The sequence below is a fragment of the Silvimonas terrae genome, from assembly GCF_014202765.1.
GTDB lineage: Bacteria > Pseudomonadota > Gammaproteobacteria > Burkholderiales > Chitinibacteraceae > Silvimonas > Silvimonas terrae.
In genome coordinates, this window is the sequence record NZ_JACHHN010000004.1 from 433,015 (window position 1) to 451,276 (window position 18,262).

Below are 18,262 nucleotides of genomic sequence, written 5' to 3' on the forward strand. Positions count from 1 at the left end.
GCGGAACGGGTGACGACGTCTGGTGAGTTTCGCCCTTTCCGGCAAGACGCCTTGGCGGGATTTTAGCGCGGGTCAGATGCGCCTTAGCGGCCCGGTTGCGTGCGGCCAGGACGGCAGCAAACTCGCCAGAATTTCAGCACAGGCGCCATCGGTGCTACCATTTTGTGCGGGTTGCGGATTCTGTTGTACGTGATCACCGCGCAACGCATGCAAAGATGATTCGACCACCGTCCGGCGCAAAGGCCGTCTTGCAGAACCGCCCCCAGTGAACGCCCCTCAATTGAACCTTCATGGCTAGAACGCATATCCGCTCGATTTCTCCCTATGACGGAGGTGCGTGCCTCTCCTTCGGCCCGTTCAAGCTATTCCCGGCCGAGCGGCTATTAACGCGCAATGGTGCCCCTGTGCAACTGGGCGGCCGCGCGCTGGATGTGCTGGTCGTTCTTGTCGCAAGGGCCGGTTCAGTGGTCGAAAAAGATGAACTCATCGCGAGCGCATGGCCCGGCGTCGTCGTGACCGAAGGGAGCCTGCGATTTCAGATCACCCTGCTGCGCAAAATACTGGGCGATGGGGTCGATGGTGCGCGGTATATCTCCAATGTGATGGGACGCGGCTACAGCTTCGTCGCCGAGCTGTCGCCCCACGACGACCCGCTGGCGCCAGATGAGCGGATTGCGGCACACCGGCTGGATGTGAGCTTGCCGGTGCAAGTGACCGAACTGTACGGGCGCAGCCAGGACGTCGCCGCCATTTCGCAGCGCCTTGCTGCCAGCCGCTTTCTTACCATCGTGGGGGCCGGCGGCGTCGGCAAGACCAGTGTGGCTATCAAAGTAGGCCATGACAGCCGGGAGCGGTTGGGGGACGCGATTGTCTTCGTCGACCTCGCCGCACTGAGTGATCCTGCGCTGGTCCCCACCGCCGTCGCCGCGGCGCTGCATCTTTCTGTCCGTTCTGCCGACCCGCTGCCCAGCCTGCTGGCCTGGCTGCGGGACAAGCGCCTGCTGCTCATTCTGGACAACTGCGAGCACGTGATCGATGCTGCGGCAGGGCTGGCCAGCGGTATTGCGCAAGCCACGGCGCAAGTGCAAATCCTGGCCACCAGTCGTGAACCCCTGCGCGTGCCCGGCGAGCAGATTTTCCGGCTTGAGCCGCTGGCGACGCCTCCGGACCAGCCTGGCATCACCGCCGACACCATCCTGGCTTACCCGGCCACGCGTCTCTTTGTGGAACGGGCTGGCGCCAGCGGTGCGACGCTGGATGTAAGCGATCAGGATGCACCGGTGGTTGCGGACATCTGCCGCAAGCTGGATGGTCTGGCCCTGGCGATTGAGCTGGCGGCACGCCGCGTTGCGAGCTACGGCCTCCACCAGACAGCGGCACTGCTGAACGAGCGTTTGACACTGGCATGGCGCGGCCAGCGTCATGCATTGCCTCGTCACCAGACACTGCGCGCCACACTCGACTGGAGCTATGACCTGCTGGACGATCGGGAAAAACGGGTGCTCTGCCAACTGCCGGTCTTCGTCGGGGATTTCACCCTGGCCGCCGCGCGGCAGGTCGTGCCCGCTGGCTCGCTATCGCAAGAAGATGTCGTTGATACGCTGGCCTGCCTGGCGGAAAAGTCACTGCTTGCGGTGCATCTTGCGGGCTCGCTCATTCAGTACCGGCTGCTCGAAAGTACGCGAGACTACCTCTTGTCCAGATCTGATCAACAGATTGAGGGTCTGGCGCGACGGCATGCTGCCTACGTCCACCGACACCTTGAAGAAAACACCGTCTCGTCAGCCGGTCTCGGTGCTGGTGCTTCTGCCGATATCGCCAACGTTCGCGCCGCATTGCAATGGGGTTTCGGGCCTGAGGGCGATGTCAATCTCGCCGTCGCGCTGGCGGCCGCCGCCGCGCCCGGGTTTCTGGCGATGTCGCTTCTCATTGAGTGCCGTTTCTGGGCTGAGCGGGCGCTCTCCGTCCTGAGCCCCGCCGCGCGTGGCATGCGCGCCGAGATGCAGTTGTACGCCGCATTGGGCCTTTCGCTGATGTTCACCCGCGGCAACTCGGACGATGTACGCGCTGCGCTGGAACAGAGCCTGGCCCTTGCGCAGGCCCTGGATGATGCGCCCAGCCAGGTCCAGTTGCTGGGGGCGCTGCAGATCTTTCACGAGCGCGTCGGTGACTTCAAAGTGTCGCTGGGCGAAGCACAACGCAGCCTGATGGTCGCCACCGGCAGTACCGATCCAATGACGCTGGCGACCGCCAACGCCATGATGGGCCTGTGCCTTCATCTGGACGGCGACCAGGTCAAGGCGCGCGCGCTGCTGGAGGCTGCCCTTGCCACACCCGTACAGCCCAAACTATCGGGCACAATCTATATCGGCTTTGATCACCGCAACCGCGCCGGTATCGCGCTGGCCCGCACGCTTTGGCTACTGGGTCATGCCAGTCTGGCCGTGCAGACGGCAGAGCGCACCGTCAAGGAGGCAGGCGAACTGGATCATCCGGTCACGCTATGTATCGCGCTGATCTGGGCGGTATCCGTCTTTGTGTGGGCTGGTGATCTCGCACGCGCCGAGGCCGACATCGATCGCTTTATTGCCTGCGCGCAAGCCCACTCTCTGGGCCCTTATCTGGCTGTTGGCCGGGGCGTGAAAGGCGAGCTGGCCATCCGCCGGGGTGAGCACCCTGAGCAAGGCATAGCGGCCATTCGCGGTTGTCTGGTTGAGCTGCATGAAGCGCGCTACGAGTTGTTGACGACCGGATTCTGTCTGGCACTGACCGAGGGGCTTGGGGCTGCCGGCAGGATCGGAGAGGCGCTCGAACTGGTCGAGCACACCATTGCAGCGGTCCAGGCCAACGGGGACCTCTACTACCTGCCAGAACTGTTGCGGATCAAGGCCTGGGTACTGCTTCGTGCTGCGGATGATAACGTTGCGCAAGCACAGGCTTGCCTTGTTGAATCTCTGGCACTGAGCCAGCACCAGGGCGCACTCTCTTGGGCGCTGCGCGCAGCGACGGACCTCGCCCGGATGTGGGCGCCAACCCGGCGCGAGGAAGCACGGGACCTGCTGGCCGCCACCCTGGGGCGGTTCGAAGAGGGGTTTGAGACGGCGGATCTCGTCACCGCGAGCGCCTTACTGCAGCAAATGGACGAGGCCGAGCTAACACTTCATCACAACACATAACGTGCGAGCCATACGATACCGCCCCAGACTGGCATCACGTGACGGGGCCGAGCCCTGGCCAGTCCGCCACGATGACCACCGCATCGAGGAATCGGCCCCATGGAACAGCACAAGATGATTTACACGGCAAAAGTCCAGACGATCGGTGGCCGTGACGGCACTGCCCGCAGCGTCGATGGTCGTTTTCAGGTGCTGCTCGCACCGCCTGGCGCCGAGGAGCCCGACACCAGCCCGGAACAGCTCTTTGCTGCTGGCTGGTCGGCCTGCTTTGAGGGCGCGATGCAACTGGCCGCCCGCAAGATGAAAGTGTCGCTACCGCCGGCCTTCGCCATCAATACCGAGATCGATTTGCAGGATGCTGCGGACGGCTACTTTATGGGGGCCCGCCTGAAGGTCAGTCTGCCCGAGCTGGAATACAAGGTAGCCCAGGCGATCATTGATGCCGCGCACCAGACTTGCCTGTATTCCAAGGCAACCCCCGCGAATATCCATGTAGCGCTCAGCCTCGCCTAAGGCCTTTCATCTAGCCATCAGCCTGGAGGGGGCGCTCTAAAAGCATCCGCCCTATGTCCAATGGCCGAACGCCCGTTCGCTCGGCAGCCAATAGCCAGGTTTTCCGCTGGCAATGTGCATGCCTCTTGCCCACGCTTCAGTGCGGTTGCACAGCGTGGGCGTCTTTGAGCGCGGATAACTCATCGTGCATGATGGTGGTGAAAACTTCGATGTCTTCCCAAGGCGCCTCACAGTGCAACAGGTCCTGCAATTCTTCGCACTGATCAAGCAGCATGGACGCCCCCAGGACGGAGAGTCCCCCAACCATTTTATGCGCCCATCGTGCCAGACCTTGCATATCACGGCTTCTGGAAAGCGTATCCAGCACCAACAGGTCTTCGTCGATCTGCTGCAAAAAAGGGCTGAGGTAGGCATCAGGAATATGAGGGAATCGGGATGGCAAAGCGCCCACAGAATCCGCGTCAGCGGATGCCTGCGGAGTGGGCCTTCGGGCCACTAGCACCGATCGCAATACAGAGAGCGATAACGGCTTGGTCAAATAGTCGGTAAAGCCAAGCTGGTGCCCTTGTTCAATGTCTTGCGAACTGGCACTGGCACTGACCGCATATACGGGTAGCTCTGGGGCATGTTTGCGAATTTGCGCAAGCAGTTCGATGCCATTCATGCGCGGCATGTCCAGATCGGTCAGGACAAGATCAACATGAAGCCGCTGCAGCAACGCCAGGGCTTCTTCACCGTCTGCGGCGTCCAGAACGTGGGCTCCCAAGGTCTGCAGTTGATCGCGCAGCAATGCCCGATTCAGTTTGTTATCCTCTGCGATGAGCACGGTGACCATCGAGAAATCAGGCACCTCCGTTTGATCCGGCTCCGCATCGATTGCCGCCGTTTCAGTTGTTCCATCAGGCGATCCGAGCTTTTGCACGGCTTGTTGAACACCCGCAATACTAAAGATACTCACCTGCAACGAGCCGTCCTCTTTGGGCGCAGGGACCAGCGGCCCGCCCTGGGTGGCATGCAGTACACGACTGGAATCAGGCCATATCCGTGCAATGTCTTCCGGGACAAACTCGTCGGTCACCACCAGGTAATCGCACGCGGCAAGGTCTGCTTGTGTGGTGTGTGGCGTCACCCAGACGGGTGTGGCGTTTGCCGGGTCATACAGGGTATCGAACCATTCGCGGTACTCAGCCGCCCGGCAATAAATTGCCGGACTTCCCTTTAGTTGTTCAGGCAAGGGATAAGACTCGTCAGCGGTAAGCGGCAAAGTCACCTCAACCCGCGAACCTATCCCTTCTATGCTTTCCAGTTTGACTTCTCCGTGCATCAACGCGCAAAGACGTGCACAAATGGCCAAGCCTAGTCCCGTGCCGCTCGCCTGTGCCAGGCGCATCCCCTCACCCTGAGTGAAAGGCTGGAATAGCCGTGCCCGCAACGCATCAGGGATCCCCACCCCTGAATCTGCCACCGTCAGTTGCAGCCTGTTATCCACCCACGCTGCACGTACCGTCACTTTTCCTGAAGGCGTAAATTTAAAGGCATTACCCAACAGGTTGTTCAATATCTGCGAAACACGAATGGCATCGAACAGCAATCGATCCGGGCAGTGGCGATCAATGGTGACGTACAAACGCAAACCCTGACGATTCGCAAGCGGCACATGGGCAGCAGCAATAAGGACAATGACTTCCCGCAGCGACTGCCATTCCGGAGACAACCGCATTTCCCCGATATCCATTTTGGAGAAATCCAGCACATCATTCACGACCTGCAATAGCCCTTGCGCCGAAGCCTGCATCGCCAGAACGCGCGCCTCCTGCTCTGCCACCAACGCGCCGTGCGCCACCAGTTCCAGATTGCCCATCAGGGATGCAAGGGGCGTGCGGATTTCGTGGCTCATTGCGGCAAAAAAACCCAGCCTTGCCCGGGCGGACTGCTCAGTGGTTTCTTTGGCTTCCCTGAGCAAATTCTCGGCCTCGTGTTGCTCAGTCATATCTGCAATGGCGCAGAACAAGACATCCGTTTTATTGACGGAGGCCGGGGCATAGGAAATTTTCAAATGCAAAGGGGAAAGCTCGCGCGAACGTGTCAGGGAGAATTGAAACTGTTTGATAGCACGCGCTTGTGTATCACTGCCGGGTGTAATTCCAGGCTGTTCAAATGCCTCACAAAGCCCAAGGGGTAATCTTGCGGCATTGTCATCCAGCCCCAGAACATCCCGCGCATTCTGGTTTGCGGCAAGTATCCGGAAATCATTGCGCAGCACAATGCAAAGACCCACCGGTGTGGCATGCACCAGTAAGTGGTTAAGAATTTCGCCTTCCAGCCCCCGCCGGGCCTCCTCATAGGTTCGGGTCAGATAACGGCGATTCCAGTATCGGTACATGGCCAGCAATGCGGCTAACAACGCTGCCACCACGATAAATACGGCAAGCAATTCTGTTTGCAAAGAGGGCAGAGTCCGGGAACCGGGTAGCGCAAAAGTAACCGTGCCCAAGTCCATCGGCAGCGACACGCGACTGCCCCACCCATGCCACAGTTTCCAGTGAAAATGCGCTTCCTGATCCAGCGGCATGTTCTTTTGCACGTACAGAATCGGCGGGGTCATGACGCCAGCAATCAGATTATTCCGGGCGTCAAATACAGCAATATCAGCAATGACTTTTGTGGTTGTAGAGTCAGAAAAAATGCGCTGGATCGGAAAATTGGTAAACACCAGCGCATAGGGCTGGCCATCACGCGTGACCACAGAAAACACAATCGTGGTGTAAGAGGAAAATCCAAGCTCGGCAGGGGCGGGAAATCTGAAAGACCGGTCAGTCTGGGCGGCACTCAAGGGATCAATCCCTTGTAAAACAAGATGATTTCTGGCGGCATTCACCAGGACACTTAACCTTTGAGACACATTGCCAGCGAGGCCGGACTCCCAGAAACCCGCCCCATAAGATACCGAGCCATCCCACAGCGCAAACTCAATGGCGGGGGGCAGGTTGTTCTTTGAGATCAATCGCACTGACTGGTCACAAGCATCATGCAGGTAAACCTGATCCGGACCTTGCCCGTGCCGGGTACACAGAAGAGACGCAGGTGCTTTAACCTCGGATGCCCCGGATTCGGCATGCGTCTGCCCGCTCTGCAAATGCGCTACGGTTAACATGCTCTGACGCAATGCAAGCGTCGTACTGACGTTATGCATGAGCACCTGGATGCTTTCCTGCTCACGCCGGCTTGCACCTTCCATGAACGCAAACACAACGACCCATGCAATGCAGATGATGCTGAAAGCCAATAGCCCGACGACGAAGGAAAAGGCCCGTCTTTCGCGTTTCAGGTTGTCTTCCAGTACCGATAGGGTCTGCAACGGCGAGGCTGCGGAGCTGGAAAAAAACGTGTCCATCAGATCAAACCCGCTTCCGCCGCGTATTTGATCAGTCCAACATGATTTTCCACGTGCAACTTGCGCATTGCCGAGCGCTTCTGCGTGGCAATGGTCGGCACGGACCGGTTCAGTGTCCGGGAAATTTCCGTCACGGACATGCCTTGCGCAAACAATCGCACCACTTCCAGTTCCTTGGGCGACAAGGGCTGATTGCGCCCCAGATCGCGGGCGGTTGACCCTTCTTTGGCCAGGCGCATCTGTATCCGCGGGGAGAGCAGAATTTCCCCCGTACTCATCACGTTACCTGTGAGGACGCGCTCGCAAGTAGATGCCAGTTCCTGCGTCAGCTCCTCTTTACTGACAATGGCCGCGACACCCAATTTGGTCAGCTCGTGAAACATGCTGCCCGACATCATTTGGGTAAACACCACCACAGGCACATCGGGCCAGGTTCGCCGCAGCTTGTTAACGAGGCGCAGACCATCAAAATCGGTATGTTCTTCAGCCTCCATAACCAGGTCGGTCACAATCAGATCCACTCGCTCTTTTTCAAGCAAACCGATCAATTCCAGGCCATCACGTGCTTTACCGATCACGGAAAAGCCAGGCCTGTCTTCAAAGCTGCTTGAAATAGCCTGCAGGATGATGGGGTGGTCATCCGCAATGACTATACGTGCACCTGAGAAAGAATCACTCATATCTCTCCTGCGTCATCCTGTTGTAAGACACAGCTCAAAACTGCAGTTAGCCAGATCACGTGCGTTTTTTGCTATCCACGACATCAAGTAGATACTGTTCTATCCATTGTTATAGTACGGTGCCAGCCACCGCAAATAGCCTTGGCAAGACTTTCCGATCAGCTACCGGAATATTTGGGGAAATATGCGCTTGAACCGCCCCAAGCGCCCCGCCAGCGACGGGTTGCTTGCACACCGTGAGCTGACTTCCTGTTTGAAGCTTTCTGTCGTCGACGCAGCAAAATTGACTACCCTGGTCCGCCTTTTCAAAATAGTCGCTGTAAATCAGTGAGAACAAGCATGAGCTGATCCGGAAAACATGGATACCCAAACATCCGGGCCTGACGCCTTCCGGATACCGGACCAGATTAAGGTGTTGTCTCCGGCGTATTGCGGGGAAACACGTTTGACAAGGAAGATACTGAGTTGGTGTGATGTACGACATAGACGGACATCGAAAGACTGATCTAGCCGTGTTTGCGATTTGGGCACATGCGTTGATGCTGCGCCAGAGGGAGCCGAAGACTAGATGGTGTAGCGTCACCGTTCTTCGGTTAATTGATGAGGTCCCAGTCGCCCTCGGCCGCCGCATCCAAAGGGCTGGCATGGCGAAGTAACGAAGCGCGCAACTGGTCAAAGGGGTGCTGGTCGCCGGAGCGATAAAGGCGCACTTCAAGGCTGGGCCTACCGGGGCTGATCACCACAACCGGCTCACCTGTCACCTCGATCTGACGAAAAAATGCGAGCGCTTTCGCTTTGAAGACAGATCTGGACACCGATTTTGACATGACATGCTCCAGTCGATGAGACCCGTTTGATGACTCCCCTACCCCGTCCACAAATTTCAGAGTTGCCTGTGCAGCTCAGCGACGATGGCGCAACTCTCCTTTAATTCCAGCGCCAGTTTGCGGATAGTCTCTTTTTGGGGGCTGAATTCTTTTGGCCATGATTGCCTTGATGGCTGACTGCAAATCGGCCTGACGGGCTTTCTACAACACAAGCAGGGACGTCCGTTATCGACACGACGCGGTCATTACAGGCCCGAAGAAGAAGACACTCAGCATGTTTGAGCTCAAGGGTGCTCCGGCCCAGATGCGGCCTGGTTGCTTTGCTGATTTTTGCATCCACAACGGCTGGATTGCCAACTCAGTCCAGCCCCCCAAAGTGATGCATTCGCTCCCATTTATCTCAATAAATCAAAAACCTGAGGCAGATCATCTGCCAGCACGGGTCCTCTGCATGTCTGTATTACACCCACGCAATAACGCTGCGCTTATCGCCTTGTGACTTACCCGGTAGAGTGGTGCGGGTGCCCCAAAATGGCCCATGAACGCTCTGCTGAAACCGGGACTGCCCTTCCTGTTTCTTCCCGACACACGCCACTCCTTAACGTCTTCTTGCCGGGATTTCCATGACCGCCATTTTCTGGCTGCTTTCCTTGCTCCCACTGTCCTGGGCGCAAGCACTTGGCGCTTTGCTGGGCGCCAGCGCAGCCCGTTTACCGGGGCGCTACGGCACTCGGTTGCAGCAAAATTATCTGCAAGCCTATCCGGATTCGTCTTCCATCCAATTGCGTGAAGCCAGCCGCGCCGCCGGGCGCATGGTGCTGGAAATGCCCTATTTCTGGATGCGCGAAAACCCGATGTCACGACTGGATATTTCGCCAGCCAATTTCCACGAAACCACGGATGCGCTGCTGGCCCAGGGGAAGGGCCTCATTCTTCTGTCGCCGCATCTGGGCGGGTTTGAATTGCTGGGGCCGTTGTTTGCACAGTATTCGCCCTCTACCGTGTTGTTCAAACCGCCGCACCAGCCCTGGCTGCGTGACTGGATTGAACGCATGCGCAGTCGCCCCAACCTGGCCATGGCCCCGGCCACCCCGCGTGGCGTACGCATGCTGGTCAAAGCGCTCAAGCGCGGTGAAACCATTGGCATTCTGCCGGACCAATGTCCCGGCGGCGGCGAAGGCGACTGGGCGCCCTTCTTTGGTAAACCGGCGTACACCATGAACCTGGTGCAGCGTCTGCAGGCCATCAGCGGCGCACCCATCGTGATGGTGTTTGCAGAACGCCTTGCGGCATCGTGCGCATATCATATCCATCTGAAAGTGCTGGCAGAGCCATTGTCTACAGACCGCCAAGCCGCCGCAGCGCATCTTAACAATCAGATCGAACAACTGATTGCCTGCGCGCCTACCCAATATCTGTGGGGTTACAACCGCTACAAACGGCCACGTGGGGCGTGATTTGCAGGCGGATGTATACAGATGCGCCACCCGCCCCCTGCGATCCTCTTGCTACCGAACACCATCACTATCGCGGATCACGATTCCCCCAACTGTGCCGTTCTGAGGTTTGGCTGCTGCCTGTTTTATGAACATCAAGTTATGGGCGTTGGCTATTGCTGGGCGACTCTTGCGCTTTGGCGCGGGTGCAGATGCAGTTCTCCGGATAGCCAAGTCTGCTTCGGCCGATTTACCGCCACCGATGAACAACATTGGTGGTTCATCGGCCTGAGCGGAAGTTGGGGTGATTGCATTGGAACTGACATTGCGTTACCACTGGCATTTGTTTTGGGTGCCGGTTATTTGTTGTGGCTGGCATACAGTCTTTATCAATTGCGACTTGAGCGAACCCGTTTTCGTCTGGAAATGTTGTTGTTAGGGACCGTCTTCGCCATCGCCCTTGGCGTATCGTTACTGGGTCTGGTGCAAACCGCCCTGCCTGACAAATTGTTTTACAGCCTGTACGGGATCGCCATAGGCTTGGCGTTCTTTCTGGTCCAGATCACGCTTGATTTACGTCCCAACCTGTCCGCAGAGGTGTCTGAAACCGTCCAGGCTGCCTACGCCAGCTCGACGTTAAGTAATGTGGATTGCGCAGCGATGTTGTCCAGGCTGGAGCACTTGATGCGGGTTGATCAGATATATACGGATGCAGATCTGAGTCTGCCAGCGCTGGCACAGCATCTGGCACTCAGCAGCCACCAGCTTTCTGAACTGATGAACACCAGGCTGGGTAAAAGCTTTTCGCGCTATTTGCGCGAGCAACGTATTGCCGCCGCCAGAACCATGCTGTCCAACGAGCCATCTGCTTCTGTCCTGTCCGTGGGCCTTAGCGTTGGTTTTACCGCGCAATCGAACTTCTACGAGGCATTCCGGGAAATCGAAGGAATGACGCCGGGGCAATATCGCAAGTTGGCCCTTACTGCCCGCTAACCTGTGATCCGCAGGGTATGGGAAAACTTCGGAATGATCTTTCCGGAGCAAAAAAGTATTCCGTTTCGATCAGACAGGAAGTGTTTCGGTTAAGGCATGCGCAAACTGGGGGCTCCAGTTACTGGTTCTGATGCGGAGCCCTAAATGACCCCCGTTCTTCTGTTACTTGCCAGGTTTCTTGTCAGCATGGTGGCCTGCCTGGCTATCTTGTGGGCGCTCTGTGTCCCGCTGGACAAAGTACTCAACCGGACCTGCCCGGATGAACACGCTGCCACGTTCTGGCTGACCGACACCAAAGTGATGCTGATGATCACGCCCTTGCTGCTGGTGCTGATCGTCGATTTGACCACGCACTTTAATGACCCGCTTGATAGCTTGCGCCTTGCCCTGATAGCCACCCTCGGCGGGTTGCTGCTGGGACTGTATGCCATCGGCAAACGGCTGGCCCAGTTTGTGGTTCTCCCCAAACAGCCCGGGAGTGCCCCATGAAAGTGCTACTTACCGGAGCCAGCGGCTTTATTGGCCGCAATATTTCGGCGGCGCTGACTACACAGGGGCATGAGGTGGTGCCGGTATCACGCCGCCACGGGGTAGATTTCGCGCAAATGCAGGCACCAGCGTGTTGGCTGCCATACCTTGATGGCGTCGGTGCAGTGGTCAACTGTGTGGGGATCATTGGCCCGCGCGGTTCACAGTGCTTCAACACCCTGCATACCATCGCCCCATCTGCCTTGTTCACCGCATGTGCCCAAGTGGGGGTTCGCCGGGTAGTGCAGATTTCCGCGTTGGGTGCTGATAACGCCGCTTTTTCTGCATATCACCGCAGTAAGCGCGATGCAGACGACCATTTGCGTAGCCTTGATCTGGACTGGTTTGTACTGCGACCGTCACTGATCTATGGCCGGGGTGGAACCAGCGCAGATCTGCTGCTACGCCTGGCGCGCCTGCCGCTGATTCCTGTGATTGCCGGGGGCCAGCAACCGTTGCAGCCAGTGCATATCAGCGACGTGGTCGCAGCAGTTTTGCAAAGTATCAGTGCCCCTCAAACCCGGCTCACCCTGGATGTTGCGGGCAGCCAAATCTTCAGTTTTATCCACTGGCTGGACTTGATGCGCAAAGCCCAAGGCCTGGCTCCGGGCCGCTTCGTGAGCATCCCGTTCGCCCTGGCCATGGCGGGCACCCGCCTGGGGCGCCCCATCAGCCCAATGTTGCAACCAGACAATCTGCGCATGCTGCAAGCTGGCTATCAATGCGATATCGAGGCTTTCGCCCGGTTCCTCGGCCGCATGCCCTTGGTGGTAGAACCAGACCTGTTTTTCTCCGACGCCACATTAAAAAGGGGCCAATCATGAGCTTCACCTTGATCAAGACTTTGCACATTCTCAGCATGGTATTGCTATTTGGTACCGGCCTTGGCAGCGCATTTTACAAATGGATGGCGGATCGCAGTGGCGTCGTGGCACATATCGCGGTGACCAATCGGCATGTGGTGCTGGCGGACTGGATATTCACCACCCCCACTGTGATCTTCCAGCCCTTGAGCGGCTTGTGGATGGTTCATCTGTTCGGCTTGCCACTGACCACACCCTGGGTGGCAGCAAGCTTGAGCCTCTATGCCCTGGCTGGTGCATGCTGGTTGCCCGTAGTGTGGTTACAAATCCGGATGAAACAGATGGCTGACGTCGCCCTGGCCAGGCAGACCGGGCTACCCCAGCACTATTGGCAACTGGCACGGTGGTGGTTTTGGCTGGGCGTACCTGCGTTTATATCAATGGTATTGGTTGTAGCACTGATGGTGTTTAAACATATCCCGGGAGCACAACTATGAAAAGTTTGATGCAACAAGCACTTGGTGACGACTGGGCTAAACTGCCGCCCGCCTTGCAAGCCCATTATCGTTCCGGCAAAACCACAGATATCGGCCATATGAATATCGAATACCCACGGTTTATGCAGTGGTACCTGAGCGTTCTGCATGTCTTTGGCGCGCTGATTAACCGGCGTGGTGAAAATTTGTCTACCACTGTGGAGAAGGACTTTGCCGGTGAGCGTCAGTACTGGCGGCGGACGATCAAGTACCCAGATGGCCGACTGGTCCGCTTCAACAGTTTCTGGATCGCAAAAGGCCCGAATCAACTTGTCGAGTTTGTGAACCCCCTACTTGGGCTGCAAATGAAGGTTCGTGTCCATGACAGCCAGTTGCATTATCAGGGCGTCAAATTTGTGGTGAAACTGGGGCCGCTGCTGCTACCGATTCCTGAATGGCTGGCCTTGGGTCACACCGATATTGTTGAAGTGGCCGTAAACGAAAAACAGTTCGTGATGGACTTCCGGCTGACTCATCCGCTGTTGGGACAGATATTTCGGTATTCAGGCAAATTCGAAGCCGCCGTAAGTCAAACTTGTGAATCGTCCCAAGCCCCGTAGCCCAATGCCAGCCTCAGGTTCGAGGCTGTTTCAAGACCCGGGACTAACGCCGTCCGAGTACCTGAGCAGTGGCGCATGCAAGCGCTAACAGAAGGCACGCAGAGCTGGCGGTAAGACCGCTTGGGCCGATGACCTGCCTGTGGTATTTGGGGACTGGCAGCAAATCGGCCGAAACAGAAGCTCGACCACTCATTTGATGCGTGGCCGCTATCCGCCAGTTCGCGCCCCTTCTGGTATCCAGAAACTCCAGGGCGATTCAGGGCGCGGCGATTTCATAGAGCCCGGTGGCGTTCGGATCTGCCACGTACACATTGCCTGCGCTATCCACAGCAATACCGTCAGGGGTCCGCAGTGACACTGTGCCGGTAGAAACCGGCGTTGCCGCTGCTCCGCCCGCCGCAAGCTTGTAAATGGTAGAGGTGTTGGGACTGGTCACGAAGAGATTGCCATTGGCATCTACGGCAACCTGCCAGGTGGACGGAATCGAGCTGGATCCTGGGACCAGGCTCACCGTTGTACTTCCTGCAGGGATGATATAAACGCCGGCAGCAAGGTTGGTCACATACAGATTACCCGCCGGGTCCACGGCGAGGAATGCCGGACCGAGGATCGCATTGGTGATCAGGGTTGCCGTAGAGCTACCCGGAGCGACTTTGTAAATGCTGGCGGTATTTTCATCCGTCACATACACATTGCCTGAGGCATCGACAGCCACGCCGGTGAGCGCACTGAATGTCTGATTAATTGTCAGTGTGGTTGCCGTATTGGCGCCTGGCGCAATTTTCCAGATCACATTGTTGTGAGTATCCGCCACATAAAGATTGCCGCCTGAATCCAGTGCCAGGCTCGCGCAATAGCCAAATGTCGTGCCTGGCACAACCGGGGTCGCGGTGGCAGCGCCCGGCGCAATTTTATAAACATGCCCGCCGAAAAATTCGCAGGTGTACACGTTACCGCTGCCATCCACCACCACGCTGGCAAGCCCGGAAAAAGTGGTTGAAGGGGCAAGCCGGACCACCTGAGAACAACTGACCGCGACCGTGGTGACATCCGCCACCACATTGGCACCGCTCCCGCCGCTGACCGAGCAGATCAGACCTGCTGGTTGGGTGCCGACAGTGACGTTATAACTTGCACCCTGGGTGATCCCGTTAGTAAACGTGAATGCGCCGTTGGCGGTTACGGTGAAGGTATCCGTACCGTTGTTTTTCAGAACCAGCGTGCCACTGGTCAAACCAGACACCGTGCCGCCAACGGTATAGGTGGTGACGACTGGCGTGGGCGTGGGTGTCGTCACGGGGGTCGGCGTACTCACTGGCGTCGGCTCTGCGGTGGCCTTGGTCGCAACCGGTGATGAATCACTGGAGTCAAGCACGCAGCCAGTCAGTGCAATCACCATTACGCCAGCGAGAAGATACGGGGACCAGTTCATGACATTCGCAAAAAAGGGGGGAAAGTGAGCGAATGTTAAGGTGCTCCCTGCAGTTGCGCACCTTAAGGACGTCAGCGTGTCGCATTATTCGTGAAAGCACGCAAGGCCTGGTCGACGTCACCCCGAATTTGAGTATGCTGCGATTCGGCCTCCATGGATCGCGCTGGTTTTCAATGTGCAGGATGGCCAATTGCCTGGCCAAAGTAGACTTTCGCTGCCGTACGCGCCAACTTCCGCTCTGGCCGATGAGCCGCTAGCGATCCCCCGGCGGCAAATCGGCCTGAGCGGACTTTCAGGCCAATGTGCTAAATTGGCCGCTGTGGGCCAGAAGCAGCCAATCGGCATGAGGCCGAAAAACAGTCGGCCCCGCGTAATAACGATAACGGCCGCCGTGGTTAGTCACTGAGTTTCGTTCCGTAGAACAGGCAGCCAAGGGGCGCCGTCGATTCTTGGCAGGATAGGCGGCGGAGTCTGCAGATAAGCTTTACGTTATGCACTACTGAATGCATGGACACTAATCCGATAAAAGCAGCCATTCCTCTCTGGTACGCTCAAATGGCGTGGGCAAAAGAACTCATCATGCGGAGCTTTTGCTTGCAGAGGGCAGACGATATTCTCATGAGAGAATTGCGCGGTTTTCGTGCCATACCCGGAACCGCATGGTTTATTCGCACGCATGGCATCGGCGTTGATATTTTCAAAACCCCGGACGTCGGTGGAATCGACTTTGATTTCGATAAACCTCACCCCGACCCTTGGCGTATGCGGATAGGTGATGATGTCGTTGTCTTTCAGGCCCAGTTCATCGAATGCTGCGCGCCGGAAACTGTAAATGGCAATCGCAGGCATGTTCCACAGAACGGCTTCAAAGGCGCGGTGGTATTTGACCTCGTAATCGAAATCCTTGATTGAGGTTTTGGCACCCGCAGGCGGCTGGCCACCCAGTGGTTCGCCTTTGCCGCCCGCCACGCCGGTCAGTTTGACGGGTTCGGTATCGGCCAATGCCTCGCTGGTAGAAAGGGTCACCGTGCTTGCTACTGCCGTTGCTGCACTCGCCAGCAAAAAATTGCGTCGATCCACTGCGGTCTCCCTGGTCGGTCCATTGCAAAAAAGACAAGCGCCTCGACGGATGCGAGGTCGCCAAAGGCAATGAATTATCTTAGGCAGACATGCCGCTTTATGCCCAGGGGCTACGGGGCGGACGCTGAGGATCACCCAAGCCCACAGGCAGGCCAGCAACTCAAGCCAGGGCCTGGAGGCAAGGGGTGAGGATGGGTGTAACCGCAATGAGTCGTTATGCCAGCTTTGGCCGCCTTGTCGCCAGCCTGTGTAGAAGCATCGGCAGATCATCTCCCGCCAGACCACTCAGTCAGACGGGCAGGAGATGATCAAACCCCCGTGCTTCAGGGGGCCGCAATCTCGTAGAGTTGATTCGGACTTTCTGCGGCAAAGTACACATTGCCCGCCGCATCTACCGCAATGCCCTCAGCAAGTCCCACCGTAATCGACCCTGTTGGAATAACGCTGGCAGACGATCCGCCTGCGGCAAACTTGTAGAGCGCGTTGTCAGAAAAGCCGGCCGCAAACAGGTTGCCATGTGCATCCACGGCCGTTTGCCAGGCTTGAAGGCCGCTTGAGCCGGGCACCAGCGTGGCGGTTGAACTGCCGGCAGGAATTTTAAAAATGCCCAACGCAGTTCCGGTTGATACATACAAATTCCCGCTAGCATCCACGCTCAGGAATGTCGGGGCCAGGAGTGAATTGATCAACAGCGTGCCGGTCGAAGACCCCGCCACAAACTTGTAAATACTGTGCGTGCTTGTATCCGCCACGTACATCGTCCCCGCCGCATCCACGGCGACACCTGTTGGTGCCGTGAATGTGGGCGACGTGAGCGCGAGCGCAGTTGCTGTATTTGCTCCGGCAGCAATTTTCCAGATCACGCGGTTGTGGTCATCTGCGATATACAGATTGTCGCTGGCGTCCAGGTTCATACTTGCGCACGAGGTAATACCGGAACCCGCGGCAATGATGGTGGCCGTTGCTGCACCGGGCGGGATTCTGTAGATGGTCGAATCGAATGCCTTGCAGGTGTAAACGGTGCCATCGCTCGCCACGGCGACGCTCCCGAGGGACGGGAAGGCGGTACTTGGGGCAATCTGCACTGTCTGACCACACACGACTGAGACGCTCGTGATATCCGTGACGACATTGGTGCCACTCCCCCCGCTGACCGTACAAATCAGGCCGCCCGGTTGTGTACCCACCGTGACCTGATAACTCCCATTAAGCGTGACACCATTGGCGAACTTGAAAGCGCCGCTCGCCGTCACGGTCAAGTCATCCGTCCCGTTATTTTTCAGCACCAGCGTGCCACTGCTCAAACCAGACACCGAACCACCAATCGTGTAAGTCGTCACTACCGGTGTTGGCGTCGGCGTCGGCGTCGGTGTAGGGGTGCTGGCCGGCTCCGCCGCCGAGCTGGCCGCAGCGGGTGCGGGATCACTGGAATCAAGCACGCAGCCAGTCAATGCCAGCACCATTACGCCAGCGAGAAAATACGAGGGAAGTTTCATGACAATCGCATCACTTGGGGAGGTGGGGCGGATGTTAAAGCGCTAGTCGGTGTTGTGCATCTTATAACCGTCAGCGTGTTGCATTCTTCGTAAAAGACCCAATGCCCGGCCAATATTTCGGCGCCGCTGTGGTGACCGTTCAGCTACGCATGAATGGCCCCATCGCCGACGACGTCGGGGTAGTAGCCCGATTCAGCATCCCATCCGTTTGGCTTCGCACGGAGGCCCCTGGGGGCAGGCACTGGCCAATTTGGCACGTTGGCCCCAATGACCGCTTCGGCTGAATTGCTGCCGGCCATGGGGAAACTCCGGCGCCACAGCCAGAACCGACAGCGTTAACCTGGATCAACCAAGCGGCAGATCGGAATCTGCATCTGCGTGTGGTTTCCGCAAGGCAAAAAAACAAGGGCTCCACTTGGAACCCTTGTTTTTTCTTAAAATGAGATATCAACTTTAATTGTTGATGTTGACAATTAAAGTTGATATCTCAACTGTGACCGCCCTCGTAGTCTCTTCCCGGGTGCCGACTTCTTTGAGCAACTACCCCTAAACCAGTACAAAAAACCAAGGTGCCCGCTCTCGGGGCCCAGGCAGTTCATTCCTGCAGTGTGCTGTCCAGATCCAAATGCCTTCATTCATGGCGGTGATTGCCTCCATGGCTGGCTGCAAATCGGCCAAAGCGGTCTTACCGACTATCAGCGCTGAATGTCCGCTTTGGAACGTGTATCCGTCATTGTCCCGGGGTCCTGGACTGCATCACTCCGGAGGCCCTTGTACCATCCGTCGAGGCCGGCAGTTGTCTGACGAA

Annotated in this window: 14 protein-coding genes; 8 read left to right on the forward strand and 6 right to left on the reverse strand. The window is 57.5% G+C overall.

Annotated elements, in window-relative coordinates; all coding sequences use genetic code 11:
* The first annotated feature begins 290 nt into the window (after positions 1-290).
* Together HNQ50_RS12015 and HNQ50_RS12020 are read left to right on the forward strand one after the other, a co-directional pair.
* Complete coding sequence (locus HNQ50_RS12015) at positions 291-3,176, forward strand: ATP-binding protein (RefSeq protein WP_184100992.1); 2,886 nt, start codon at positions 291-293, stop codon at positions 3,174-3,176.
* Positions 3,177-3,275: 99 nt separating this feature from the next.
* On the forward strand, positions 3,276-3,689 hold the full coding sequence (locus HNQ50_RS12020) for an Ohr family peroxiredoxin (RefSeq protein WP_184100993.1): 414 nt from the start codon (positions 3,276-3,278) through the stop codon (positions 3,687-3,689).
* 136 nt (positions 3,690-3,825) lie between these two features.
* Here HNQ50_RS12020 and HNQ50_RS12025 read toward each other — a convergent pair whose 3' ends face one another.
* The 3 genes from HNQ50_RS12025 to HNQ50_RS12035 all read right to left on the reverse strand — a co-directional run bounded on the left by HNQ50_RS12025 (position 3,826) and on the right by HNQ50_RS12035 (position 8,590).
* A complete protein-coding gene (locus HNQ50_RS12025) occupies positions 3,826-7,083 on the reverse strand; it encodes a hybrid sensor histidine kinase/response regulator (RefSeq protein ID WP_184100995.1) in 3,258 nt (1,085 codons plus the stop codon).
* Complete coding sequence (locus HNQ50_RS12030) at positions 7,083-7,763, reverse strand: response regulator (protein ID WP_221303147.1); 681 nt, start codon at positions 7,761-7,763, stop codon at positions 7,083-7,085. The genes HNQ50_RS12025 and HNQ50_RS12030 overlap by 1 nt, the downstream gene beginning before the upstream one ends.
* A 593-nt stretch (positions 7,764-8,356) precedes the next feature.
* Positions 8,357-8,590: a type II toxin-antitoxin system Phd/YefM family antitoxin gene (locus HNQ50_RS12035; protein ID WP_184100998.1), complete on the reverse strand. Its 234-nt coding sequence runs from the start codon at positions 8,588-8,590 to the stop codon at positions 8,357-8,359.
* 623 nt (positions 8,591-9,213) lie between these two features.
* On the opposite strand from HNQ50_RS12035, the gene HNQ50_RS12040 reads away from it, so the two are divergent.
* The 6 genes from HNQ50_RS12040 to HNQ50_RS12065 all read left to right on the forward strand — a co-directional run bounded on the left by HNQ50_RS12040 (position 9,214) and on the right by HNQ50_RS12065 (position 13,446).
* Positions 9,214-10,047 (forward strand): lysophospholipid acyltransferase family protein, encoded by an 834-nt coding sequence (locus HNQ50_RS12040; RefSeq protein ID WP_184101000.1) that lies wholly within the window; start codon positions 9,214-9,216, stop codon positions 10,045-10,047.
* 21 nt (positions 10,048-10,068) lie between these two features.
* Positions 10,069-11,019: an AraC family transcriptional regulator gene (locus HNQ50_RS12045; RefSeq protein ID WP_184101002.1), complete on the forward strand. Its 951-nt coding sequence runs from the start codon at positions 10,069-10,071 to the stop codon at positions 11,017-11,019.
* Positions 11,020-11,163: 144 nt separating this feature from the next.
* Positions 11,164-11,508: a hypothetical protein gene (locus HNQ50_RS12050; protein ID WP_184101004.1), complete on the forward strand. Its 345-nt coding sequence runs from the start codon at positions 11,164-11,166 to the stop codon at positions 11,506-11,508.
* Positions 11,505-12,371, forward strand: a complete 867-nt coding sequence (locus tag HNQ50_RS12055; RefSeq protein WP_184101006.1) for an NAD-dependent epimerase/dehydratase family protein — start codon at positions 11,505-11,507, stop codon at positions 12,369-12,371. The genes HNQ50_RS12050 and HNQ50_RS12055 overlap by 4 nt, the downstream gene beginning before the upstream one ends.
* Positions 12,365-12,847 (forward strand): DUF2269 family protein, encoded by a 483-nt coding sequence (locus tag HNQ50_RS12060; RefSeq protein WP_308419158.1) that lies wholly within the window; start codon positions 12,365-12,367, stop codon positions 12,845-12,847. Before HNQ50_RS12055 ends, HNQ50_RS12060 begins: the two co-directional genes overlap by 7 nt.
* A complete protein-coding gene (locus tag HNQ50_RS12065) occupies positions 12,844-13,446 on the forward strand; it encodes a DUF4166 domain-containing protein (protein ID WP_184101010.1) in 603 nt (200 codons plus the stop codon). Before HNQ50_RS12060 ends, HNQ50_RS12065 begins: the two co-directional genes overlap by 4 nt.
* Positions 13,447-13,702: 256 nt before the next feature.
* On the opposite strand, the gene HNQ50_RS12070 is transcribed toward HNQ50_RS12065, so the two are convergent.
* The 3 genes from HNQ50_RS12070 to HNQ50_RS12080 all read right to left on the reverse strand — a co-directional run bounded on the left by HNQ50_RS12070 (position 13,703) and on the right by HNQ50_RS12080 (position 17,454).
* Positions 13,703-14,878 carry an NHL repeat-containing protein gene (locus HNQ50_RS12070; RefSeq protein WP_184101012.1) on the reverse strand — a complete coding sequence of 392 codons (1,176 nt, stop codon included), beginning with the start codon at positions 14,876-14,878 and terminating at the stop codon, positions 13,703-13,705.
* A 489-nt stretch (positions 14,879-15,367) separates the two neighbouring features.
* Positions 15,368-15,958, reverse strand: coding sequence for a hypothetical protein (locus HNQ50_RS21930; protein ID WP_221303148.1), 591 nt, complete (start codon positions 15,956-15,958; stop codon positions 15,368-15,370).
* Positions 15,959-16,281: 323 nt separating this feature from the next.
* Positions 16,282-17,454, reverse strand: a complete 1,173-nt coding sequence (locus HNQ50_RS12080) for an NHL repeat-containing protein (protein WP_184101014.1) — start codon at positions 17,452-17,454, stop codon at positions 16,282-16,284.
* Positions 17,455-18,262: the final 808 nt, after the last annotated feature.